Annotated in this window: 18 protein-coding genes and 1 pseudogene; 8 read left to right on the top strand and 11 right to left on the bottom strand. The window is 40.9% G+C overall.

Annotation, left to right across the window (positions count from 1 at the left end):
• Window positions 1–161 (top strand): annotated as a pseudogene (locus IQ236_RS18425) (photosystem II D2 protein (photosystem q(a) protein)); the annotation flags it as partial.
• A 251-nt stretch (window positions 162–412) separates the two neighbouring features.
• On the opposite strand, the gene IQ236_RS18420 reads toward IQ236_RS18425, so the two are convergent.
• Entirely contained in the window at window positions 413–946 is a 534-nt protein-coding gene (locus IQ236_RS18420; RefSeq protein ID WP_228041727.1) for a DUF1499 domain-containing protein, read from the bottom strand.
• Between the two features lie 143 nt (window positions 947–1,089).
• On the opposite strand from IQ236_RS18420, the gene IQ236_RS18415 reads away from it, so the two are divergent.
• The 3 genes from IQ236_RS18415 (at window position 1,090) to IQ236_RS18405 (ending at window position 4,523) form a co-directional block, all read left to right on the top strand.
• Window positions 1,090–1,569: a CBS domain-containing protein gene (locus IQ236_RS18415; RefSeq protein WP_190517331.1), complete on the top strand. Its 480-nt coding sequence runs from the start codon at window positions 1,090–1,092 to the stop codon at window positions 1,567–1,569.
• A gap of 214 nt (window positions 1,570–1,783) precedes the next feature.
• Window positions 1,784–2,446, top strand: coding sequence for a phycobilisome degradation protein NblB (gene nblB / locus IQ236_RS18410; protein WP_193870646.1), 663 nt, complete (start codon window positions 1,784–1,786; stop codon window positions 2,444–2,446).
• Between the two features lie 178 nt (window positions 2,447–2,624).
• Window positions 2,625–4,523, top strand: coding sequence for a cation:proton antiporter (locus tag IQ236_RS18405; RefSeq protein ID WP_190517335.1), 1,899 nt, complete (start codon window positions 2,625–2,627; stop codon window positions 4,521–4,523).
• Window positions 4,524–4,548: 25 nt separating this feature from the next.
• Here the strand turns inward: IQ236_RS18405 and IQ236_RS18400 are convergent, their stop codons facing one another.
• A complete protein-coding gene (locus IQ236_RS18400; RefSeq protein WP_193870645.1) occupies window positions 4,549–6,819 on the bottom strand; it encodes a hypothetical protein in 2,271 nt (756 codons plus the stop codon).
• 969 nt (window positions 6,820–7,788) lie between these two features.
• Between IQ236_RS18400 and IQ236_RS18395 the strand changes: the two genes are divergently transcribed.
• From IQ236_RS18395 to IQ236_RS18385, 3 genes are all read left to right on the top strand, one after another.
• Entirely contained in the window at window positions 7,789–9,459 is a 1,671-nt protein-coding gene (locus IQ236_RS18395) for an AAA-like domain-containing protein (RefSeq protein ID WP_193870644.1), read from the top strand.
• Between the two features lie 2 nt (window positions 9,460–9,461).
• A complete protein-coding gene (locus tag IQ236_RS18390) occupies window positions 9,462–11,573 on the top strand; it encodes an AAA-like domain-containing protein (protein ID WP_193870648.1) in 2,112 nt (703 codons plus the stop codon).
• A gap of 129 nt (window positions 11,574–11,702) precedes the next feature.
• Window positions 11,703–15,350, top strand: coding sequence for a hydantoinase B/oxoprolinase family protein (locus IQ236_RS18385; RefSeq protein WP_193870643.1), 3,648 nt, complete (start codon window positions 11,703–11,705; stop codon window positions 15,348–15,350).
• Between the two features lie 76 nt (window positions 15,351–15,426).
• On the opposite strand, the gene IQ236_RS18380 is transcribed toward IQ236_RS18385, so the two are convergent.
• The 6 genes from IQ236_RS18380 to IQ236_RS18355 all read right to left on the bottom strand — a co-directional run bounded on the left by IQ236_RS18380 (window position 15,427) and on the right by IQ236_RS18355 (window position 20,889).
• Window positions 15,427–15,864 (bottom strand): ATP-binding protein, encoded by a 438-nt coding sequence (locus tag IQ236_RS18380; protein WP_193870642.1) that lies wholly within the window; start codon window positions 15,862–15,864, stop codon window positions 15,427–15,429.
• Between the two features lie 7 nt (window positions 15,865–15,871).
• Entirely contained in the window at window positions 15,872–16,870 is a 999-nt protein-coding gene (locus IQ236_RS18375) for a sugar transferase (RefSeq protein ID WP_193870641.1), read from the bottom strand.
• 175 nt (window positions 16,871–17,045) lie between these two features.
• Window positions 17,046–18,041 (bottom strand): methionyl-tRNA formyltransferase, encoded by a 996-nt coding sequence (fmt, locus tag IQ236_RS18370; RefSeq protein ID WP_193870640.1) that lies wholly within the window; start codon window positions 18,039–18,041, stop codon window positions 17,046–17,048.
• Between the two features lie 81 nt (window positions 18,042–18,122).
• Window positions 18,123–19,031, bottom strand: coding sequence for an OmpA family protein (locus IQ236_RS18365; RefSeq protein ID WP_193870639.1), 909 nt, complete (start codon window positions 19,029–19,031; stop codon window positions 18,123–18,125).
• A 200-nt stretch (window positions 19,032–19,231) separates the two neighbouring features.
• Entirely contained in the window at window positions 19,232–20,287 is a 1,056-nt protein-coding gene (locus IQ236_RS18360; protein WP_193870638.1) for a DUF4335 domain-containing protein, read from the bottom strand.
• Window positions 20,284–20,889: a DUF3038 domain-containing protein gene (locus tag IQ236_RS18355; protein ID WP_190517353.1), complete on the bottom strand. Its 606-nt coding sequence runs from the start codon at window positions 20,887–20,889 to the stop codon at window positions 20,284–20,286. The genes IQ236_RS18360 and IQ236_RS18355 overlap by 4 nt, the downstream gene beginning before the upstream one ends.
• Before the next feature lie 384 nt (window positions 20,890–21,273).
• On the opposite strand from IQ236_RS18355, the gene IQ236_RS18350 reads away from it, so the two are divergent.
• Window positions 21,274–21,813: a pentapeptide repeat-containing protein gene (locus tag IQ236_RS18350; RefSeq protein WP_407676160.1), complete on the top strand. Its 540-nt coding sequence runs from the start codon at window positions 21,274–21,276 to the stop codon at window positions 21,811–21,813.
• Between the two features lie 123 nt (window positions 21,814–21,936).
• Here the strand turns inward: IQ236_RS18350 and IQ236_RS18345 are convergent, their stop codons facing one another.
• The 3 genes from IQ236_RS18345 to IQ236_RS18335 form a co-directional block, all read right to left on the bottom strand.
• Complete coding sequence (locus IQ236_RS18345; protein WP_193870637.1) at window positions 21,937–22,371, bottom strand: NUDIX domain-containing protein; 435 nt, start codon at window positions 22,369–22,371, stop codon at window positions 21,937–21,939.
• Window positions 22,372–22,401: 30 nt separating this feature from the next.
• Window positions 22,402–22,953 carry a shikimate kinase gene (locus tag IQ236_RS18340; RefSeq protein WP_193870636.1) on the bottom strand — a complete coding sequence of 184 codons (552 nt, stop codon included), beginning with the start codon at window positions 22,951–22,953 and terminating at the stop codon, window positions 22,402–22,404.
• Between the two features lie 93 nt (window positions 22,954–23,046).
• Window positions 23,047–23,808: a LapA family protein gene (locus IQ236_RS18335; RefSeq protein WP_193870635.1), complete on the bottom strand. Its 762-nt coding sequence runs from the start codon at window positions 23,806–23,808 to the stop codon at window positions 23,047–23,049.
• Between the last annotated feature and the right edge of the window lie 48 nt (window positions 23,809–23,856).

Here is a 23,856-nt window from a genome sequence, read left to right as displayed (position 1 = left end):
CCCAAGAATTACGGGCGGCTGAAGATCCTGAGTTTGAAACGTTCTATACCAAGAACATTCTGTTAAATGAAGGTCTGCGGGCTTGGATGGCTCCTGCGGATCAACCCCACGAAAACTTTATTTTCCCTGAAGAAGTTCTACCTCGCGGTAACGCTCTGTAATTAGAATCTCTAATTACTAGGGACTGTTTAAAAACATCGGATTTATTTTAAAACCTCCTACAAATTTTGTAGGAGGTTTTATTGATAGGGCTTACTACAGTTGATTGAAGCCCTGAAGGGCTTACTACAGTTGATTGAAGCCCTGAAGGGCTTACTACAGTTGATTGAAGCCTTGAAGGGCTTACTACAGTTGATTGAAGCCCTGAAGGGCTTACTACAGTTGATTGAAGCCCTGAAGGGCTTACTACAATTTATTGAAATTGTTCTCGAATCGTTTCAATGCGTTTCCGATTTACCCCTAAATCCGATTCCCCTAAACGGGAGGCTGAACGAACTTGAATTAAAGTTTCTTGTTCATCTAAATAAAATTCTACATCATCGACAAATCCCATCAAGGGTGAGGTAAATTCGGCGTAAATATAATTAGGTTCAGCCGTAATAATAGCAGCATTTTCTGTATTTTCCAGAATCGTTTGAATCTGTTTAAATGCTGTTTCAGGATCATCTGAGTAGCTGAAAGGTTCAATTTGATGAAGAGCATCTATACTTTGGCTAGAAACACAATTCGGAGTATTAGGACAAGGCGAAAATTTACCGTCTTTAATACCGAGATTTGAGGGTCGAGTTCCTGAAAAAGAAAATAAACTGGCTATCACTGGAGAAGCAGAAACTCTTAAGGCTGAAGCCGGATAAACTAACGTCAACTGAGTGATAATGACGACCATTACTGTCACCAAGACAGAGAAATATTTAACTTTCCAAACAGACCTGATTGATTTTTCCATAGGAAATTAAGATTTGATCTCTCCCCTGATTCTACAAGAAAAGTCCCTGAAGACCCTGAAATCTTTCTGGGGAGTATGAGCAAGGAATCTTAGAACTGATATGATCAACAGTAGAGAAGTTTATCAATCAAAGACTGGAAATCATGCCCAAGACTGTTGCTGAGGTGATGACCCCCAATCCGATTCTGGCTCAACCAGAGATGCCACTCAGAGAGGCACTTCAACTTATGGTGGACAGACATATCGGTTGTTTACCTGTGGTCAATTCATCGGGTCATTTAGTGGGGATTATCTCTGGAACAGACTTGATGTGGCAGGAAAGCGGTGTGACTCCACCCGCCTATATTACGTTTCTCGATAGTGTGATTTACTTGGAAAACTTTTCCCGGTATGAACAGGAACTCCATAAAGCTTTAGGCCAAACGGTGGGTGAAGTCATGACTCCTGCACCCCTGGTGACTATTACGCCGAATAAATCGTTATCCGATGCGGCTCGGTTATTTAATGAAAAACGGGTTCACCGTTTACCTGTGGTAGAGCAATCGGGTAAAGTGATTGGGATTCTGACCTGTGGGGATATTTTGCGGGTGATGGCAACAACGCAGAGTTCAAAGGCAGATTAGGCAATCGGAAACTTAATTGATTCGGCTGCAAATGTCGGGTGAATTGAATACAACAGGAGATCAGGTTGGGGTATTTCGTTTTTACTCCAGCCGTTCAATTATGATGAAAAATTTTTAAGAATTAGAAAATACTGATGTATTGATGTCGAAGAACGTGATATTATCCAATCATTTCAAAACGGTTTAGATCCTTCATTTCACAACTTTAATTTTTATGACAATTACCCCTGAATCTGTTCAAAATTTGTTAAGTTCTAGTGATTTAGGCGATCGCTTACGCGGTGTAAATCAACTCCGAGAATTAGAACCTGCAATTGCATTTGAGTTAATTCAAATCCCGATTAAAGATAGTAATAGTCGAGTTCGATATGCTGCCGTTAGTCAAATGGCAACTTTGGGGGAACAGAATTTAGAAATGGCTTATGAAATATTGCGCCATCACTTATTAAATGATCCTGAAGTCGATGTACAAGCTGCTGCCGCCGATGGATTAGGGGCTTTAAAATTTCAAAATGCGTTTGATGATCTGCAAACTGTTTACAATACAACCTCTGAATGGTTACTGAAACTGAGTATTGTTGCGGCAGTGGGAGGAATAGAAGAACCTCGTGCTTTTGAACTATTAGAACAAGCCCTTCAAGATGAAAATACTCTGATTCAAACCGTTGCCATTAGCGCATTAGGAGAATTAGGAGATCACAGAGCAATTCCTTTATTAGTTCCTTTTGTAACCAATTCCGACTGGCAAGTTCGTTATCGAGTTGTTCAAGCTTTAGTTCGTTTAGGAGGTAGTGAAGCTGAAACTTTGTTAAGACAATTAGCAGAGGATGAAGTGGAAATTGTGGCTCAAGAAGCGAAATCCCCAGTCGGTGGTTAAATCACTGTGAACTACTCCGACTCTATACAATCCTCTCGCTACTCTCTTCCCCTGAAACATGGGTTATGATTAGCATTTAGCTATCAAAATGACTAAGATTGAGGAGAATTAGTTAGATTTTTAGTAACTGCATTGACCCCCTTCCCATTTCAGTGGGTAGCCTGCGACAATAGCGCCTATGGAAACATCATCTTTTCACATTACCCTGCTCATGGTGATTACCGTCATTGCAGGGATTACGGCTCAAGTCTTGGCAGACTACCTGAAAGTTCCTGCCATCGTTTTTCTGTTATTCTTTGGGATTCTCGTCGGCAATGATGGCTTGAGTTTAGTGCAGCCGAACCTTTTGGGAAGTGGGTTAGAAGTGATTGTCTCCCTCTCCGTCGCTTTAATATTATTTGAAGGGGGATTAAGTTTAGACCTGCGGGCGTTAGGTCAAGTTTCGGGCAGTATTCGCAATTTAGTCACGTTTGGAACCTTAATCACCCTAATGGGGGCTGGGATGGCTGCCCATTGGTTAGGGGAGTTTCCCTGGCCCATTGCCTTTCTCTACGCTTCCTTAGTCGTTGTTACAGGCCCAACGGTGATCGGGCCATTGTTAAAACAGGTTTCTGTAGACCGTCAGGTGTCCGCTTTATTAGAAGGGGAAGGGGTTCTGATTGACCCTGTTGGGGCAATTTTAGCGGTTTTAGTGCTGAACGTTGTGTTAAATGGCAATACTGACCCTTTAGAAATTATGGGACAATTGCTATTACGTTTGAGTATTGGGGCAGGAATTGGGGTAATTGGGGGCGGAATCTTGGGATGGTTGTTAAAAACAGCCCAATTTATGTCAGAAGAATTAAAAAATTTAGTCGTATTAGCTGCCCTTTGGGGATTATTTGATATTGCAGAATTGCTGATGAGTGAATCGGGGTTAATGACAACGGTTGTGACAGGAATGATGGTGCGTTATGTGGGGATTCCCGATATGCGTCAGTTACTCCGATTTAAAGGTCAATTAACAATGTTAGCGGTGTCGGTTTTATTTATTTTATTAGCGGCGGATTTATCTTTAGATAGTATTGTGGCGTTGGGATGGGGAAGTGTTTTTACAGTTTTAGCCTTAATGTGGGTGGTGCGTCCGATTAATATTTGGCTTTGTACTTTAAATAGTAATCTGAATTGGCGACAAAAATTATTTGCGTCTTGGGTTTCACCCAGAGGAATTGTTTCTGCTTCCGTTGCCTCTTTATTTGCAATTCTACTAACCCAACGTGGCATTAACGGGGGAGATTCGATTAAAGCGTTAGTGTTTTTAACGATTATTATGACGGTGGTGATTCAAGGATTAACGGCTCGATGGATGGCGAAAACCCTAGGGATTACGTCGAGTTCAGTAACGGGGGCGGTAATTGTGGGTTCAAATCCTTTGAGTCGATTAATCGGCAAATTATTCCAAGAACGGGATGAATTAGTTGTGATGATTGATACTGATCCTGAAGCCTGTGAACAAGCAAGACAGCAAGGATTAACCGTTTATCAAAGTAGTGCTTTAGATCCCAATGTATTAGAAGAAGCGGGATTAGAATCAATCGGAACCTTCTTAGCAATGACGAGTAATGGAGAAGTGAATGTTGTTTTAGCAGAACGGGCTGATACGGAATTTAACCCTCCCCGTGTGTTGGCATTATTTCCCCGTGAACCGCAAACAAAAACAACAGTAAATCGAGAGAAAGTTCAACAAGCTTTTATCCCCGATTTACCCTTAAAACAATGGAATACCTATCTCGAAGACCGAGAAGTGAAATTAGGAGAAACGGTCTTACGCCAACCCGGTTTAGAGTTTCAACGAGCGCACCTGCAAGCATTAATTCGCTCTGGAGAATTAATCCCTTTATTAATCGAACGAGATGGCAATCTGCAAGTATTACCCGCCTCGGAATCTTGGCAAGTCGGAGATCAAATTATTTATCTGCTTCATGACCCAAAACCCAAGTTACTCAAGCGTTTATCGGGTTCTCAACAGTCTAATTTAACCTTGGAAAAACATCCCGTTGTTGAAGAAGTTCCCCTAGAAGCGTCTTTAACCCGTTAAATTCTAAAGACAGCCTCTAGCCTACCTATTCTAAAAATAAATTAGGATTAGGTGCATTATTTCCATCACTGGGGCTGGGTTCTAGTGCAGGTTCCGGTGCAGGTTCCGGTGCAGGTTCCGGTGCAGCAGCAGCAGGTTCGGGCGCAGGTTCCGGTGCAGGGGGAGGTTCTGCTGGTGCGGGAGGATAATCTGAATAACCGTAATCTGGGGCTACTGTTGAGTCATAACCTCCGCTATCGTTGGAATAGGAAGGTTCTGAATAGTCATAACCTCCGCTATCGCCAGAATAGGAAGGTTCTGAATAGTTGTAATTCCCGCTATCGCCAGAATAGGAAGGTTCTGAATAATTAGAATTCCCGCTATCGCTAGAATAGGAAGGTTCTGAATAATTAGAATTACCACTATCGCTGGCATAACCGGAATCATTATAGTAGGAATCTGTTTGAGAGACAGGACGAGCTTCTTCTACAGGTTGTTGTTGTGCGGAAATGGCTGCATCCCGTTCCGAAGCCCAGCCAGCAATCGCCCCTTGAGCTTCAGAATATAACGCCCGACCGTATCGAATTTGCGAAGCTTCAGCAATGGCGCCACTGAGATTTCCCTTTCCAGCCAAATCATAAGCTCGATTCAAAATCGGTCGATCTTCTGTCGTTTGTACTTGCGCCACCCAAGCGGAAATTTTATCCCGTGCTGGCTGATACAACGCTCGACCTGAGTTAATTTTAGAGGCTTTATCAATCGCAGCACTCAGATTTCCCTGTTTTGCTAAGGCTAAGGCTTCATTCAGAAGCGGTTGATCCTCAATAATTTCAATCCGTTTTGTCCATTCAGCAATTAATGTTTGAGCTTCAACCCGTAACGGGCGTCCCAAAGCGACTTGACGAGCTTGCTGCACAGCCGTTTGAAACCCGTCTATAGTTTCTGTTTGGGCTAACCGTCGAGCTAAAGCCAGATAGGGCTGATCTTCTAATCGTTGAATTTCCTTACGCCAATGGGCGACTAAGGTTTGAGCGTGAACTCGCCGAGGTTGTTGAGGCGTAATCATCTGGGCTTGATCAATAGCCAGTTGTAACGTCAAAGGATGATCAATATTCGCCACAACCGTCGCCAACTGTAAATTAAGCAGATTTTGAATCTGTTGTGAAACCTCTTCCGGTTTAACTTGCGCTTCTGGATAGGGAGGACGATTATTCCCCATTTTATCTAAAGCCGATTGTCCTTCCCAAAGAACCGCCATTTGTTGCCAAATGGGTTGACTATTGGTTTGATTCCAACTGAGGGCTTTAATTTGACCCATTAAAATCAAATTTTGGGATTCTGCATACAAAGGCGAATAGTGGGGAACCAAACTGGCAATATCTGTGAAACCCTCTATCTTTTTTTCTTTTAATTCTTTAACGGCTAAATCCAGTAAAGAGCGACTCCAATTTTTAATTTCTTTGACCGCCCCAGCTTGAATATAAAGTTTTTTGTCAATTTTGTTAGCTAAAGCGATCGCTTCGGCTAATTTTTCAGGAGTATTTTCCTTGGCTAACTCACGGGCTTCATTCAAGCGTTGATTGCCTTGGCGTTCCAAACTTAAGCGATCCATGATTTCATTAAACCGCTTTTCACTCCAATGGGTATTATTTAATTTTGATAACGCTTGGGCATATCCAAAAGCTTGCGTCCAATCTAAATCTTGCATAGCTTTCAGGGCTTTATCATAAATTTTTTGCCCTTGATCCCAATTATTTTTCCAGCCCTCTATGGCAATTTCCACCCGTTCATAAGCCGGGGTATTTTTCGGAACAATATTAACAATGGCTAAAGCTGCGTTTAAATCCCCATTGCTATCAATTTTTTGCTTGGCAATTTCAATTAATGCCTGTGACCACTGTTCCATTTTTTGTTGCGCGAGTCCCTGAAGCGGGTGATCTGCGGGCCAAGTGGCAATTAAGGTAAAGGCTTGACGTAACGGTTCTATTTTGCCCGATTTTGTAGCGAGATCAGCACAATATAACCGTTCACTATCGGGAGATAAGGGCGAGATTTCTTCACAGTTCGGCGCTGGAGGCATCGTTAATAACCACAGCAGAGCCCCCGTCCCCAGTGTTCCAAACCCCAAGAAAATAATCAACCACAGAAACGGCCAGCCCCAAAACCAAGGCGGAAGTTTCAATGGAATTCGTTTCTGGACAGTTTGCTTTTCCTCTACGGTAGTTTCTGAGATGTTCTCCGAGGGTGAAGAACTCGAAACCTCCTCAGAGAATTCCGATGGAGATAAGCGGGTTTGATCAAATTGGGGTGTCGTCATTCCTTCACCGTTTCCTCATAATCGCGACTTCAGCCTAGCTCGGACTTGGAAGTCAGTTGCTGAATATCAGGCTCACTTCCCAAGCTAGTCTGAGAACCTGTGACCGTACTGAACAAACCGAAGTCGAGTTTACATTGACAATTCCCTGACTCAAAGGGAGTAATTTTTAAGGTTTGTCCTGCTTTGACACTCCCCACGGCTAAAGCCGGGGGATTCTTGAAGACTCCACAAACGAAGTTTCAATGGTGCTGGCAAAAACACCCTAGACGCTCAAAACAACTACAACTACGACAGGTATTGCAATTGCGCTTACTTTTAAATTGTTTTCGCTTTCCGAGTCCATCACAATGCCAGTTAGGTACGCTCAACATCCTGCCATTATTTGCCCTTTAACTATTCCAAATCAAGTTGGGTATGTCCGTTGCCGGGATTTCTCCGTACTAGGATGAATCAACACGTAGATGGTTATTCTTACTTGCTTTGTCTTCATTATACCACTGTGGCTAAAGCCACACAATCGTTTCACGGGATTTAAAAATCCCTACCGACTTATCCCCATGTCTGAAGCCAGGGGCTTGCGTCTCGTTTTTTGGTCAGAGGAGATTAAGCCATTGTAAACGAGCAGGTCTGTTGAAAACAGAAAACCTGATAAAATCATGGCAGATCTTAAGCCAATCCTCCAACTAAAGCAAGAAGAAATTTACAAAGTCTACCCCCCTCTTGTTCCCCTAAACCCCACAGGCTAAACCCTACCCCCTCTTCAATTTACCGAAAAAATTGGGTTTAAAGCCCTGTCCCTTCGACAAAGCTGAGAACAGGACTCAGGGCAAGCTCTTCTAGGACGGCTTTTTTGTCTAGTAAAAATGACAGACTTTCCTCGGTTGGGGCAATAGGGTTTAAAATCAAACTCAATCGCAGGAAATTGAGAATTTTTTACCTCGTACAGTGTGTATAGTAGGAGTTATTTTAATGAGCAATACAAATCGCAGGAAAAAAACAATTTTATTTTTAGCCGCAAATCCTGAATTTTCTTGCCAGTTACGTTTAGATAAAGAAGTTAAAGCAATCGAAGAAGGATTAAAAAGGGCTGAAAAAAGAGCAGGATTTAAGTTAGAGAAAAGATCCGCAGTCACACCGAAAGATATGCAGCGTGCTATCTTAGACTTAAACCCTCAAATTATTCACTTTTCCGGTCATGGAGTCGGAAAGGGTGGGTTAGAGTTAGAAGATGAACAGGGACAAGTCAAACGGGTGAGTGCTGAGGCGTTAGGGCGTTTATTTGAACTGTTTAAAGAACAGATAGAATGTGTGGTTTTAAATGCTTGTTATTCGGAAGTTCAAGCCCAAGCTATTGTTAAGTATATTCCTCATGTAATTGGGATGAAACAGGCAGTGAGTGATCAAGCTGCTATTGCATTTGCAATGGGATTTTATGATGCTTTGGGGGCGGGAAAAGACTTTGAATTTGCTTATAGATCAGGCTGTACGAGTATTAGTATGGCAGGAATTAATGAGGAATTAACCCCGATTATTAAACGACAAGGTGATTTAGACTCTCCGCAAATTAAAAAATCTGGTTTATCCAAAATATCCTCCCCATCAATAACGAATTCCTCTGATATTTTAGAGAATCCTGAAGGATCAGTAAGTTTAGATTCTCCCCTTTATATTGAACGTCCTCCCATTGAATTAAATTGTTATGAAGCGATATTAAAAACAGGGGCATTAATTAGAATTAAAGCTCCTCGACAAATGGGAAAAACTTCTTTAATTCAACGGATTCTGAATCACGCTAGACAAAAGCAACATCAAACCGCCTATCTCAATTTTCAAGAATTTGATCTCGATTCTTTGAATAGTCTTGATCCATTTTTAAAAGGATTTTGTGCTAATGTTGCTAATGCGTTAGAAGTGGATGATCAATTAACAGATCGGTGGCAAGGGAGTTTAGGCAGTAAAACCAATTGTAGTAATTATTTTCAACGCTATTTACTCAAAACTATTTCTCAACCCTTAACCTTGGGATTAGATGAAGTGGATCAGGTGTTTCAACATCTTGAAATTGCTCAAGAATTTTTTGGAATGTTGCGAACTTGGCACGAAAAGGGCAAAAATGAGCCCTCATGGCAAAAGTTACGGTTGGTGATTGCTCATTCTAAAGAAGTTTATATCCCCTTAAATATTAATCAATCTCCCTTTAATGTGGGTTTACCGATTGAATTACCTGAATTCACGGTAGAACAAGTTACAGATTTAGTTAAACGACAGGGTTTAAACTGGTCAAATGCAGAAATAGAAACGTTAATGGAAATGGTGGATGGACACCCTTATTTAGTCAGGAAAGCGTTGTATGAAATGGCAAGAAATTATTTAACCTTAGAAGAATTTATCAAGATTTCCCCAACGGAACAAGGGTTATATAGTGATCATTTACGTCGTCTTTTATTTAACTTAAATCAAAATAATGGGGAATTAGCAACGGCGATGAAAAAAGTTGTAGCTTCTGACAATCCTGTACGACTGGAAAGCACTTTAGGGTTTAAGCTAAGAAGTATGGGGTTAGTTAAATTTCGGGGTAATGATGTGATTCCGTTGTGTAATCTTTATCGGCTTTATTTTAGCGATCGCTTGGAGGTATAATGATGAATAATAATCCTCCTTTATCTTCCTATAATTATCAAGTGGGGGGTAGTCTTCCCGTTGATGCTCCTACCTATATTAAAAGAGTGGCTGATCAGGAATTTTATGAAGCTTTAAAACAGGGAGATTTTTGTTATGTTCTCAACTGTCGGCAAATGGGAAAATCCAGTTTAAGGGTTCAAACCATGCGACGGTTAGAACAGGAGGGATATGCTTGTGTTGCCATTGATATTACTGCCATTGGAACTTTAGAAATTACCCCCGAACAGTGGTATCGAGGGATAATAGAAGAAATTAGTAATAGTTTAGAATTGTATGAGGAATTTGGCTCGGAGGAATGGTGGGAAAATCATCACCATTTATCCTATACACAACGGTTTGGTAGGTTTTTAGAAGACATTCTCCTAAAATTAATTACAAAACCGATTGTGATTTTTATTGATGAAATTGATAGTATTTTAAGTTTACCGTTTAAAAGTGATGACTTTTTTGCTTTAATTCGAGAGTGTTATAATCATCGGGTAGATCAACCCAGTTATCAACGGTTAACTTTTGCGTTATTAGGGGTGACAACACCACCGGATTTAATACAAGATAAACGACGCACCCCCTTTAATATTGGTCGGGCGATTGAATTAACGGGATTTCAGTTAACAGAATCCTATCCCCTCGCGGATGGGTTGAGGACGCAAACAGATTACCCTGAAAAGGTATTAGAAGCGGTGTTAACTTGGACAGGAGGACAACCGTTTTTAACGCAAAAACTCTGTCTATTAATTCGAGAAACTCATCAAATTATTCCCCCGACTCAAGAAGCAGAATGGGTAGAAAACTTAGTGCAAGACCGCATTATTAGTAATTGGGAAGGACAGGACACCCCTGAACATTTGAGAACGATTCGAGATCGAATTTTCTATGCTGGACATCAACGCACGGGACGGCTTCTGGGACTCTATCAACAAATTTTACAACAGCAAAGAATTCTGGCGGAAGATAACCCCGATCAAGTGATGTTGCGGCTATCGGGATTAGTGGTAAAAAATCAGGGAAAACTGAAGGTTTATAATCAAATTTATGCAACGGTTTTTAATTTAATTTGGGTAGAAACCGCTTTAGCAGATTTACGACCCTACTCGGAAGGGTTTAGTGCTTGGGAAAAGTCAGGACGTCAGGATGAGTCCCGGTTGTTGCAGGGGGAAGCGTTACAAGAAGCGAAAAAATGGGCTGAGGGAAAAAGCCTGAGTAGTGAAGATTATCAATATTTAGCCGCCAGTGAAGAGTTAGATAAACGAGTTATCCAGAATGAATTAGAAGCCCAAAAACAGGCTAATGAAATTTTAATTCAGGCGCAAAAGGAAGCTAATATTATTATCGAAGAAGCTCAAGCCAAACAGAAACAAGCTGAAACCGCAGTCAAAGAAGCCGAGTTGAATTTAGCCGCCACAGATATCAGGTTAAAAGCATCTTCTGCACGGGAATTACTAAGTTTAGGTCAAGGATTATTAGCCCTGAAAGAAGCCTTAACCGCCGCCAAACAACTCAAAAAATTAGATCCCTCGGTTTGGAATAAAAATAATACCCGTTTGCAAACCGCTACCACCCTTGAGAAGATGTTGTATAACATCAGAGAGCGGAATAGTTTGGAAGCTCAGAGTCCGGTCAGGAGTGTGAGTTGGAGTCCCGACGGCCAAACCCTGGCTTCTGGCAGTTATGACAACACCATCAAGCTGTGGAACAAAGAGGGTAAGCTGTTAAACACCCTCAACGGTCATCAGAGTCCGGTCTGGAGTGTGAGTTGGAGTCCCGACGGCCAAACCCTGGCTTCTGGCAGTTATGACAACACCATTAAGCTGTGGAGTCGAGAAGGTCAACTGTTGCACACTCTCAAGGGTCACGAGGGTTCGGTCTTGAGTGTGAGTTGGAGTCCTGACGGCCAAACCCTGGCTTCTGGGAGTTTAGACACGACTATCAAGCTGTGGCATTTGGATTTAGACCAATTAATGATATCGGCTTGTGAGTGGATGAAGGATTATCTGGAGAATAGTTCGAGTGTGAGTGAGGAGGATAGACGTTTGTGTGATGGGGTGACGGTGAAGCCGAATTCTAAGCCTTGAAATAAATTTCAGGCTAAAAGCAAAAACCCGTTAAAACGGGTTAAGAAAATCAAATCTTGAGTTATCTTTAGATAACGTTAGCTTTCAGCCCGAACTTTAGTTCAGGGCATTAATGATTAAAATTAGCTCATGACTTCCACACCCCAACCCAACGCTACAACCTATCAATTTTGGATTGACCGAGGCGGCACCTTTACCGATATTGTTGCCCGCAAACCTGATGGAAGTTTAACCACCCATAAATTATTATCAGAAAATCCCCAACGCTATTCCGATGCTGTTATTCAAGGCATCCGAGAAATATTAGAATTATCCCCAGAACAACCCATTCCCAGTGAATTAATTTCTGAAGTGAAAATGGGAACCACCGTTGCCACCAATGCCTTATTAGAACGAAAAGGCGATCGCACTCTTTTAATAATAACCCAAGGCTTCAAAGATGCGTTAAGAATCGGCTATCAAAATCGCCCCAATATCTTCGCCCGTCAGATTATTTTACCCGAAATGCTCTATGAACAAGTGATCGAAGTCGAAGAACGATATACCGCCCAAGGCAAAGAATTAATCCCCCTTAACTTAGAACCATTAAAACCCCAATTAAAACAAGCGTATCAAACCGGAATTAGAAGCTGTGCCATTGTCTTAATGCACGGTTATCGCTATCCTCACCACGAACAACAAATCGCCACCTTAGCCCAAGAAATCGGCTTTACTCAAATTTCCGTTTCCCATCAAATTAGCCCGTTAATGAAATTAGTCAGCCGAGGGGATACCACCGTTGTTGATGCTTATTTATCGCCTATTTTAAAACGTTATATTAATCAAGTTGCCTCTCAACTCAATTCTAACCCCAATTTATTAAAAGATGCGATTAAATTAATGTTCATGCAATCCAATGGTGGCTTAACCAATGCCCAAAAATTCCAAGGAAAAGATAGTATATTATCAGGGCCAGCCGGAGGAATTGTAGGCGCAGTTCAAACCAGTTTAAAAGCTGGATTTCAGAATATTATTACTTTTGATATGGGCGGAACATCAACCGACGTTGCCCATTTTAACGGCGAATATGAACGCCAATTTGAAACTGAAATAGCCGGAGTTAGAATGCGAACTCCAATGATGGCTATTCATACCGTTGCGGCGGGAGGCGGTTCAATTTTACAATTTGATGGGTCAAGATATCGCGTTGGGCCAGAGTCCGCCGGGGCAAATCCTGGGCCAGCTTGTTATCGTTTAGGAGGGCCGTTAACCGTTACCGATGCTAACGTCATGTTAGGGAAAATTCAACCTCAATTCTTTCCCAAAGTATTTGGAAAAAACGGTGATTTGCCCTTAGATGCTGAAATTGTTCAACAAAAATTTAGAGAGTTAGCAACAGAAATTCAAACCCAAACCGGAGATAACAGAACACCGGAAGAAGTCGCCACCGGATTTATTATTATTGCTGTTGAAAATATGGCGAATGCGATTAAAAAAATATCCCTACAACGGGGTTATGATGTTTCTAACTATACCCTGTGTTGTTTTGGCGGTGCAGGGGGTCAACACGCTTGTTTAATTGCCGATACATTAGGGATTAAACAGATTTTTATTCATCCCTACGCCGGAGTTTTATCTGCTTATGGAATGGGTTTAGCCGATGTGCGAATCTTACGAGAAAAAGCTATTGAAAATCGATTAACCGTTGAATTAGTTTCCGAGTTAGAACAGATTTTTTCCTCTTTAGAAACAGAAGCCAAAGCCGAATTAGAACATCCTGAACTAAAAACCGAGGTTATTTTTAAGTTTTATCTTAAATATGAGGGAACAGATTCTACATTATCCGTTAATTTTGTTTCTAATCTATCCGCTTTAATCCAACAATTTGAACAAGAACATCAAACCCGCTATGGCTTTATTAAACCTGAAAAAGCGTTAATTGTTGAATCCATCACCGTTGAAATTATTCAACAAATGGATACCCCCGAAGAACCCATATTAACTCGCACTCGCACTGAACCTCCTACAGCGATCGCAACAGTTCTTATATATACCAATAATCAATGGCAAAATACCCCTATTTTTGAAAGAGATGATTTACAACCTGGAGATATTATTAACGGCCCTGCTATGATTATAGAATCTATTGGTACGAATATTATTGAACCGGGTTGGCAAGCGGAATTAACAGAAAAAAATTATTTAGTTTTAAAACAAACTAATTCTATTAAACCCCCATTAGTCAGAGAAAATGGAGAAATAAAAGCTGACCCTGTAAAATTAGAAATCTTTAAAAATCTATTTCAATTTATTGCAGAACAAATGGGAATCAGCTTGCAAAATACCGCCAGTTCTGTTAATATTAAAGAACGTCTTGATTTCTCCTGTGCAATTTTTGATCAAAACGGTCAATTAGTTGCTAATGCACCCCATATTCCTGTGCATTTGGGGTCAATGGGTGAAAGTGTTGAAAGTTTAATTGCCGCCAAAGGAGAAACCCTAAAACCAGGGGATGTTTATTTATTAAATAATCCCTATAATGGAGGCACTCATTTACCCGATGTTACTGTAATTACCCCTGTTTTTAATGATTCCGGCGAACAAATTTTATTTTATGTTGCTTCACGGGGACATCAAGCGGATATTGGGGGAATAACACCGGGTTCAATGCCTCCAAATAGTACCCATATTGAGGAAGAAGGGATTTTAATTGATAATATTCAATTGGTTAAACAAGGGATATTTTTAGAAACAGAACTCTTAAATTTATTAACATCAGGAAAATACCCAGCCCGAAATCCCGCCACAAATATTGCTGATTTACAAGCGCAAATTGCTGCGAATGAAAAAGGCGTTCAAGAATTGCAAAAAATGGTTACTCAATATGGCTTAAATACGGTTAAAACTTATATGCAGTATGTTCAGGATAATGCCGAAGAATCCGTGCGTCAGGCAATTGATGTGTTAAAAGATGGTGAATTTACTTATCAAATGGATAATGGAGGCGTGATTAAAGTTAGTATTCAAATTGATAAAAATAACCGTAACGCTACAATCGATTTTACCGGAACATCTGAACAATTAACGACTAATTTTAACGCGCCAAAAGCGGTTTGTAAAGCAGCCGTTTTATATGTTTTTAGAACCTTAGTTAATGATAGTATTCCTCTGAATGCGGGATGTTTAAAACCGTTAAATATTATTATTCCTGAAGGATGCTTTTTAAACCCTCGTTATCCGGCGGCTGTTGTTGCTGGAAACGTAGAAACCTCCCAAGCCATTGTTGATACCTTATATGGCGCGTTAAACGTGATGGCAGCCTCTCAAGGAACCATGAATAACTTTACTTTCGGGAATCAAAATTATCAATATTATGAAACGATTTGTGGCGGTTCTGGTGCAGGAATCAATTATAATGGAACTGATGCCGTTCATACCCACATGACCAACTCCCGTTTAACTGATCCTGAAGTGTTAGAATGGCGTTATCCGGTGTTATTACAAGAATTTAGGATTCGGGAAAATAGCGGCGGTTTAGGACAATTTAAAGGCGGGAATGGGATTATTAGAAAAGTTCAATTCTTAGAACCCATGACCGCAGCAATATTATCAGAACATCGCATTATTCCCCCCTTTGGGTTAAACGGCGGACAACCCGGTTTAGTCGGTAAAAATTATGTAATTCGCAACGATAAAACTGTAGAAGAATTAGATAGTACCGCCACCGTTGAAATGAATATTAATGATAGTTTTGTTATAGAAACCCCAGGGGGTGGAGGATATGGGAAAAATCATTAACTTTGACCAGATATTAAATGATTCCCTATTCGTAATTCGTAATTCGTAATTCGTAATTCGTAATTCCCTGTTCCCTCTAATAAATTTGTTTTCTCATCACCAAACAATTGCGTTGATCATCTAACCGTGTATAATACAATTCATCCGTTAATTTAGACATAAAAATCAGTCCTCGTCCGCCTTCATGTTCTAACGGGTCAGCGTGCATTTCACTCATCATCTCTAGGGCTTTTTCTAAGTTAAAAGGTTCTCCCCAGTCCCAAATTCGCATTTCAATCCAGGGGGAAAAAACCTTAACTTCTAACTCAATCGGTGTCGTTTCAGGTAAGGTACGATGAGCATGGCGCACAGCGTTTGTAAAACCTTCCGTTAAAGCAATTTGACACTTATGAAAAATATCTGAAGGCAGAAAAGTAGAGGTGATTCTGTCAAACCACTTTAACACATCTTCTAAGGCGGTTAAGGAGGTTTTCACCTGAAGATTAGATTGTGCTAGTAGCGCTTCATTACTCATCAATTCTCTACATAGCACCGCTATTTTTCTTGAATACAACCATTATAGTTTTGGCAATTAACTTCATGTCGTAAATTAAACTCCAATTTTCTTGATACTTCAAATCTAAACGAATAATATCCTCAAAATTTTTAACTTGAGAGCGACCATTTACTTGCCATTCTCCCGTCATTCCCGGCTTAACATCTAATCTTTGCCATTGAGGAACTTCATAACGTTCCACCTCATCCGGTGTAGGCGGACGAGTCCCCACTAAACTCATTTCACCCTTTAAAACATTCCAAAATTGCGGTAATTCATCTAAACTGGTTCGCCGTAAAAACTGACCCACTTTGGTAATTCGAGGGTCATTATCATTCTTGAAAATAGCCCCTTGTGCTTGATTGGGAATTTTATCTTTTAGTGCTTCTGCATTGCTACACATGGAACGAAACTTCCAAATGCGAAACCGTTTTCCCATCCACCCACAACGCACTTGACCAAAGAAAATCGGCCCCGGACTATCTAAACGAATCGCCAGAATAATCGGAACTGCTAAGATTGATGTAATTCCTAAACCCACAAGGGCACCCACAACATCAATGAATCGCTTCAACCAAGACCTAATAGACGGATGAGTCACAGGAAGGCGATTTTCCCCGCGAACTTTCTCCTTGAGTAAGTCATCCGCACTCGGAGGTTCTATGGTTAACACTTGGTCGAGGGAAGTGAGGGAAAAAACAGCCATCACTTGAGAGCCAACGGATTTTAAAACCAAGTCAATCCCTTTGGCTTTTGTTGTTTTTAGATTGCTAATCAGTGCACCAATTCCACTACTATCAATAAATATAGTCTGGCTAAAATCCAAAATAATTTTTTTCGGCGGAGGATTGAGAGAAATAACATCCTGACAGGTCGTTTTAAAGGAAACCGCCTCTAACACACTTAAACGTTCTGGTAAGCGAACAGAGACGCTCTCTCCTGCTAGGGTAATGTGAAATTTTTCCTCTGGAATTTGACCAACCATCTCCATGATTTGCTGGGTAGTTGTTGTTAATTTGACTGCTGTATTTTGACGATACTGACAAAGAATTGAGAAAGAGGCTGAATTATAGTTGAAAATTGTGGTAGATTTACCTCTTTCTACTGTGAAAATCGCACCCCTGGTAAAAATCTCTATTATTTTAAGATCCAGAATGATTCTATCCTAAAATTTCTCCAACCGCCAGACGGGTTCCGTTTGCAAAATCCAAACCCGATTGTACTCGTTTCCCAGCTAATTGTACTTCTGTCAATAGTAGTAATCCTGCACCCGTTTGCACCACTGGCCCAAAACGTTTAACTAAAGCGACTACTTCTCCCGGTTGTCCTGAAAGTTGGGATAAATAGGGCCATTGTTGTTGCAAATTTTGGTATTGCAGGGGAAATTGGGACTGATATTCTGGGATTAAAGGTACAGTAGCACAAACTTTCATGGGTTTATCCCGAAATGATGTGATACAGTTGGGGTAAAAACCTCGAATTTGATGATGTAATGCGATCGCAGATCGATGCCAATCTAAATGATAATCTTGATCTTTAATTAAAGGGGCATAAGTTGCCAAGGCTTGATCTTGAGGAATCGGTTGAATTTCTCCTCTGTCTAATTTTACTAACGTTTCTACTAATAAATCAGCCCCCAATTGCGCTAAACGTTGTCCTAAATCCGTTGCATTTTCTAACAGTCCAATGGGTGTCACCGCTTTTAATAACATCGGCCCAGTGTCCATCCCAGCATCCATTAACATAGAAGTCATTCCCGTTTCCTCTTCCCCATGATATAAACACCATTGAATCGGGGCGGCTCCGCGATATTTCGGTAAAATTGAGCCATGACCATTCACACATCCCAACCGAGGCATATCCAGAATTTCTGGGGATAAAATTTGTCCATAAGCCACCACCACAAAAACATCCGCCTGAGCTTCTCGCAATAGATTTAAGGTGTTTTGATCTTTTTTCACCCGTTTGGGCTGCCAAATCGATAATTGATGGGTTTCTGCTAATATTTTGACCGGAGAAGGGGTCAATTGACTCCCCCGACCTCGGCGTTTATCCGGTTGAGTCACAACGGCTAAAATGTCAAATTCAGGATGGTCTAACAACCGTTCTAAAGTCGGAACGGCAAATTGAGGCGTACCAAAAAAAACGATTTTCATTATGTTGTAATCAGTTATCAGTTATCAGTTATCAGTTATCAGTTATCAGTTATCAGTTTAAGAGTGAATCTTTCATTGTTTTTAGGGTGTAATAGCGACTTCAATACGTCGATTGAGTTGGCGATTATTTTCAGAATTATTATTAACGGTAGGACGATTACCCCCATATCCAATAGCTGACCAGTGATAGTCTGTTCCAGCAGCTTCGGATAAATATTTCATCACCGCTTCTGCACGACTAAAAGATACATCTAAATTTTGTTGAGGATTTCCTTGATTATCCGTATGACCAATCACCCTCACCGCAGCCCCTTTATAAGTTTTAATATCCGCAATAATCGTATCTAAAATCACGTTAGCCCCTGGACGCAAAATCGTACTCCCCACATCAAACAACACATCACTGGGAAACGTAACAATTAAGGTATTGGAGTTTTGACGACGTTCCGGCTTTGCGGAAATCCCAGGGGGGGAAGGTTGAGTCGGTTTTTTATTTCCTGACCCAGAAGTTGAAGTTGCAGCCCCTAATTGCTGTTCGAGAATTTGTAAACGCTCCTCCAAAGGTTCCGTCGGACGACTCGATCCCAATTGGGTTTCTAAAGCCGCCGTTTTTCCCATGAGCGTATTTAACTGGCCCTGGAGTTGTTGCAACTGCACCCGCAGTTGTTGACGTTGGGGGTCAGTTAAAGTTTGACTGGGTGTGGGGATCGGTTGAGGGGAAGCAGAAGTGGGACTCACCACCGGAGTCGGGATCATTCCCTGGGTACCCCAATTTTGGGTTTTCTCAAGCAACTGTTCTGTTAAGGGAACTTCAGACCGAGAATTCGGATAGACTTGAGCAATTGCCATCCCCACAAACCAAGCCAGCACCGAACCCACCGTCAACAGCAGGAGGTTAAACACCATTGTTCCCACAAACAATAGGCCGTTAAATCGGCGAGGGGGAGGAGGGGTCGGCGGTTGAATTCGTGGCTTTGCAGATTTTGTCATCTTATCAGTTATCAGTTATCAGTTATCAGTTATCAGTTATCAGTTATCAGTTATCAGTTATCAGCTATCAGCTATCAGCTATCAGTTATCAATTGGTAACTAACAAGCTGTTAAATCTCAATGACATGATCAATTAATAACTATTAAGGATTAATTAATAATTATTAACTATTAACTCATGACTTCTGACTGATAACTGACTACTGATTATTAATACCTGATAAAGTCTGAACCTCCAAAGTGCCATCAGGATTAAAGGTGACTTGAAAATCTGCTAAGGGTTCATTGATGGGACGGTTCCCGACAGGTTTATATAATAAGTCTGGTAACGGGGTTTGTTCCGTTGCCGTTTCCGTTTCTGTTGCTGGATTTAAAGATTTATAACCCACAATTGCCCCATCTTTTGCCACACTCACCCGATAAACTAAGGGGACTTTCACATCCGCCGCAGGTATCCAAGCTTTAACCAATTTTTCATCGAGTTGAGCTTTTAAATCGTTAAGTTCTTGAACATCAGTAATGGGCTGTGGACTAGACAAATTAGACGCTAAAGGCGCTTCCGGTGTCCCTGAACTCGGTGATCCCGTTGGGGGGGACGCGCTGGGTGTGGGAATGGTTTCCGTCTGTGCTTGGGGTTGTGGTTTCGGGTCTTGAGGTCGTTTGACATCGGGAATGGGCAAAGCAAACACAGCTAAAGCCGTTAATACCAGACTCGATACCCCAATAGCTGCGGGCTTCACCCGTTGAGCAACAGGTTGTTCCGGTTTCAGATAACGTTTAGAAAGGGGTTTTAACTGGAGAGATAATTCAGGTAAGGTCTGGCTATCGGCTAAAAACTGATCGATTGCTTCAACCAGGTCAAATAATTGTACCGTTGTTAAATCCACCGTAACGGTTGGAGAATGAGGTAAAGAAGACTCCTCAGAGGAATTTTCCTCCGAAGACTCATAAACCCTTAACTGATGTAACTCTCCTGGGATGGGGCGCAATTCCACCAACTCCGGCTTGGCGTGAGGTCGTTCAGGGGGAATGAGTCCACTCAGGAACCCTTGAGCGTAGCGACTGACCTGTCGCACCAAACTCTCAAAAAACTCCCGTCCCCCGGTAATCGGTTGGGGGTAGCCCACAAAATGACATTCTGCATTCATGAGCTTATTTAAACTGGCTCTTCCGTCGGATTTCCCATCGGTTCCTTGGGGTAAGCCCTGCAAAATCAATTTGCAGTTCGGTAAACTATATTGACGTTCAATCGTCATTCGACTTCTCCATCAAACAAACTAATCCAAAATCGCTGCATTCCAGCCGTACCTGTGCAAAACAGAAGTTTCTCTAATAAACGGATGGCTAAATCGTTTAACTTCTCATCAGAACTATAAGCCATTACCAAAGCCCGTCGGGGATTCATGCGACTGCGGAAATGTACCCGAAATTGGGTTAAGTAGTTGGACAACTGTAAATGTCGTTCAATCGGAATTTGTTTTTGTTTTAGGGCTTCATAATCCATAAGTAACTGCCGAATTTTGGCGGTTAAGCGTCTTCCGAGGTTACAGATAATCACGACTAACGCTTTCGCCTCTAGCAGACTTAGGGTTCGACGCTGACTAAACCTGCGTAACGGGTTGGTACTACGAAGTCGCCATAATTTCACCCGATTTTGAATCACCGTTTGTAAATCGAGTTCTGAGATGATCACTAGCATATGTTCTGCACCCCCCAGATACAAGGCTTCAATTGCCAGTAACATCAAATCAATTTCTAACCGGGCACGACGTGGACATCCGTTCTCAGAAATCGCTAAATCCGGTAAACTGTCCAATATAATTGGGATTGACTGACTTTGGGACTGTTCTAACTGCATTACACTCACTGTTGCTGCCATAGCAGCACAACATTAATTCCAAAATACAAGAGGGCGTCACAGGTTCCATTTGGGCTGGAACAAGTCGCACCCATTATTTCAGATCACAAGCTTCTAGTGTACGATTTTTAAAGCATCTGTTTTTCTCCTTCAATTTTACTCCTCTTGCCTGGGATAGCTTGACCTCGACTTAGATTGTCCTAGTGAACTGGGGGGCAATCATCACAGCATGAGTCTGTTTAACGGATAATTCCAACAGAATCCAAAAAAATTATTAACACAACATTGCTATTTGTAACAGCGTTTTAAAGTAAACACAGGTTAAGCAAAAATACTCTTCCTGCTTTTTCCAACTGCCTCAGCCTTGGAGGTTGTTTTAGTGTCGTGGCTCATAGATACAAAATGCAGAAAATTAGTTCAAAAGAATTACTGGATTTATATAGCGATGGGAAACGGGACTTTGGTGCCCTAGATTTAAGTGGGTCAGATTTATTTGAAGCCAACTTAGAAGAGATTGACTTGGCAGGCAGCAACTTAAACGGGATTTATATGCCCTATTCTAATCTGAGTTACGCTAACTTACACCAAACTCAACTTCAAGATGCCCAACTCGGAGATACCCAACTTTACCAAGTGGATTTATCCGAAGCCAACCTTCAAGGTAGCAGTTTATCTCGATGTAACCTCCGCCATGCAGATTTAAGGGGCGCTAATTTGCAACATTGTAATTTACAAGGAGCCGATTTATATAATGCCAATTTGACAGAAGCTGACTTAAGATTTTCTAATTTAAGTAATGCTAATTTGGAAAATGCTAAGTTAACCAATGCTCAATTAGCAGGCTGCAATTTATTTCGCTCTAAAATGGCTAATTTATCCGATGCTCAATGTGATCATACCACCATTGGGCCCGATGGATATTAATCAGTTATCAGTTATCAGTTATCAGTTATCAGTTATCAGTTATCAGTTATCAGTTATCAGTTATCAGTTATCAGTTATCAGTTATCAGTGTAGAGACGGGCCATGGCGCGTCTCTACCAGTTGTCAGTTATCAATTTTGGGTCTAATTTTATAATGTCGATAACGACAATAATCTTTGAGAATGCGATCATGATCAAAACATAGGTTTTGGGGTATTTGCCAAGGTTCAAAGAGTTCTAAGTTTTTGGCATCATCTGCTGCTTGGGGTTCTCCCATAGCCGTCGCTAAAAAGACAACACTTAAGGTATGTTGACGGGGATCTCGATTCGGATTAGAATAAACATAAAATTGTTCAATTAATTCTATTTCTAATCTTGTTTCTTCTTTGGCTTCTCGAATAGCCGCCGTTTCTACAGATTCTCCATAATCTACAAATCCTCCCGGAATTGCCCATCCAAAGGGCGGATTTTTTCGTTCAATTAATACTATCGGTCGAGCCGGACGATCTATTAATTCAATAATTATATCAACGGTTGGAGTCGGATTTCGATAAGTCATAAATTGATGGTTGAAAAATATCGTTATTTTTTAATTTAAAGAATCAGATTGTTTTTTTAAAATTGAGGGAATTTTTTGTAAAATTTGGTTACTAATTTCTTCCGGGGTATCACCGGAATTAATCATAATTTCGAGATCGGCTTGAGCATACAGGGATTTGCGTTTTTCTAATAGGGTTTGTAATTGTTGTAAAGGATCGGGATGTTGTAATAAAGGCCGGGTTGTATCTTCTTTTAAACGATTATAGAGTTCTTCAACAGGAACATTAAGCCAAATAATAATTCCATGTCGAAGATAACTCCAATTCATCTTTTTCAGAATAATTCCTCCCCCTGTAGAAATCACAAATTTTTGATAAGCACAAAGTTGGGATAAAACCTGAGATTCTATATCTCTAAAAGCTTCTTCACCTTCGGTGGCAAAAATCTCAGCAATAGATTGATTGGCTACTTTACTAATCAACTCATCGGTATCGATAAATCGATAATCTAATTGTTTGGCTAGAATTTGTCCAATGGTAGTTTTACCCGACCCCATCATTCCAATTAAATACAGATTAATGCTTTGTAACCGTTCTTGCAAAATTTATAGCTCCCTTTCAACTCAATATCTAATTCTATCATTAAACGAGATTTTATTAATAAAAACCAGCTTAAAATCCCTGTCATTTAAACTTTATTTTCGATAAGGTTCATCACTCTCGTCTTCATCTAATCCCCAATCTTCATCATCATCCTGAGTCGGATAATTAGGCGGTTCAATATCATTTTGGATTTTAGTTTGAGGAGGAGGGGTAATAATCCGATAATCAGCATCATAAATCGTTTCTACTTTCCCAACTCCGGTACTACTTGCATCTCCTCGATAACCATAGGAATAAACCGAACCTGACCAAGATTCTGATTTAGGTTGTTGTTCGGTTTCATAAACTTTAGATTCAGAATCAGGGGAATTGTTACTAGAGGATGAGTTTGAAGCGGGTTGAGAAACTGATGGTTTTTCTTCTGCGTCCCAGGAGGGATTAAAGGGTTTTACTTTTGTCTCCCAATCATCATTGGAACCCTCGCCATCAGATGTTTCTGGTTCCGAATTGCTAACGGGATCATAGCGGGTATAAACTGACGCTTGAGGCGGTTCAGGAGGGGGAGAAGTATAACCCCAAGAAGCATTACGGTCAGGTTCTACAGGCGGTTTAGAAGATTCTTGAAAGGTAGTTGCAGCCTTAATATTAGTATTAGAGAATTGGAATAATTGGGCAATCATCCAATAAGTTAATATTCCGGCGGTAATTGCAATTAAAATCCACAAAGAAAGCGGTAAGGCAGGTAATTGATTTCCTAAAAAAATTAAAGGTAAGGATGGCGTTAGATTTTGAATCGTAAAGATCGCCAAGCCTCCCACAAGAATTAGTAAAGTAATCAGTTGTGTAATAGACATTTTTTTAAAAGTGAAAAGAAGGACGGTTGTAGAGACGTGCCATGGCAC

The organism is Planktothrix mougeotii LEGE 06226 (genome assembly GCF_015207485.1).
Taxonomy (GTDB): Bacteria; Cyanobacteriota; Cyanobacteriia; order Cyanobacteriales; family Microcoleaceae; genus Planktothrix.
This window is presented reverse-complemented; position numbering and strand designations above follow the sequence as displayed.

Coding starts and splice junctions, on each gene's coding strand:
- IQ236_RS18420 (WP_228041727.1), bottom strand. CDS start 946: ATGGAAAAATCAATCAGGTCTGTTTGGAAAGTTAAATATTTCTCTGTC.
- IQ236_RS18415 (WP_190517331.1), top strand. CDS start 1,090: ATGCCCAAGACTGTTGCTGAGGTGATGACCCCCAATCCGATTCTGGCT.
- nblB (WP_193870646.1), top strand. CDS start 1,784: ATGACAATTACCCCTGAATCTGTTCAAAATTTGTTAAGTTCTAGTGAT.
- IQ236_RS18405 (WP_190517335.1), top strand. CDS start 2,625: ATGGAAACATCATCTTTTCACATTACCCTGCTCATGGTGATTACCGTC.
- IQ236_RS18400 (WP_193870645.1), bottom strand. CDS start 6,819: ATGACGACACCCCAATTTGATCAAACCCGCTTATCTCCATCGGAATTC.
- IQ236_RS18395 (WP_193870644.1), top strand. CDS start 7,789: ATGAGCAATACAAATCGCAGGAAAAAAACAATTTTATTTTTAGCCGCA.
- IQ236_RS18390 (WP_193870648.1), top strand. CDS start 9,462: ATGAATAATAATCCTCCTTTATCTTCCTATAATTATCAAGTGGGGGGT.
- IQ236_RS18385 (WP_193870643.1), top strand. CDS start 11,703: ATGACTTCCACACCCCAACCCAACGCTACAACCTATCAATTTTGGATT.
- IQ236_RS18380 (WP_193870642.1), bottom strand. CDS start 15,864: ATGAGTAATGAAGCGCTACTAGCACAATCTAATCTTCAGGTGAAAACC.
- IQ236_RS18375 (WP_193870641.1), bottom strand. CDS start 16,870: ATGGTTGGTCAAATTCCAGAGGAAAAATTTCACATTACCCTAGCAGGA.
- fmt (WP_193870640.1), bottom strand. CDS start 18,041: ATGAAAATCGTTTTTTTTGGTACGCCTCAATTTGCCGTTCCGACTTTA.
- IQ236_RS18365 (WP_193870639.1), bottom strand. CDS start 19,031: ATGACAAAATCTGCAAAGCCACGAATTCAACCGCCGACCCCTCCTCCC.
- IQ236_RS18360 (WP_193870638.1), bottom strand. CDS start 20,287: ATGACGATTGAACGTCAATATAGTTTACCGAACTGCAAATTGATTTTG.
- IQ236_RS18355 (WP_190517353.1), bottom strand. CDS start 20,889: ATGCAGTTAGAACAGTCCCAAAGTCAGTCAATCCCAATTATATTGGAC.
- IQ236_RS18345 (WP_193870637.1), bottom strand. CDS start 22,371: ATGACTTATCGAAATCCGACTCCAACCGTTGATATAATTATTGAATTA.
- IQ236_RS18335 (WP_193870635.1), bottom strand. CDS start 23,808: ATGTCTATTACACAACTGATTACTTTACTAATTCTTGTGGGAGGCTTG.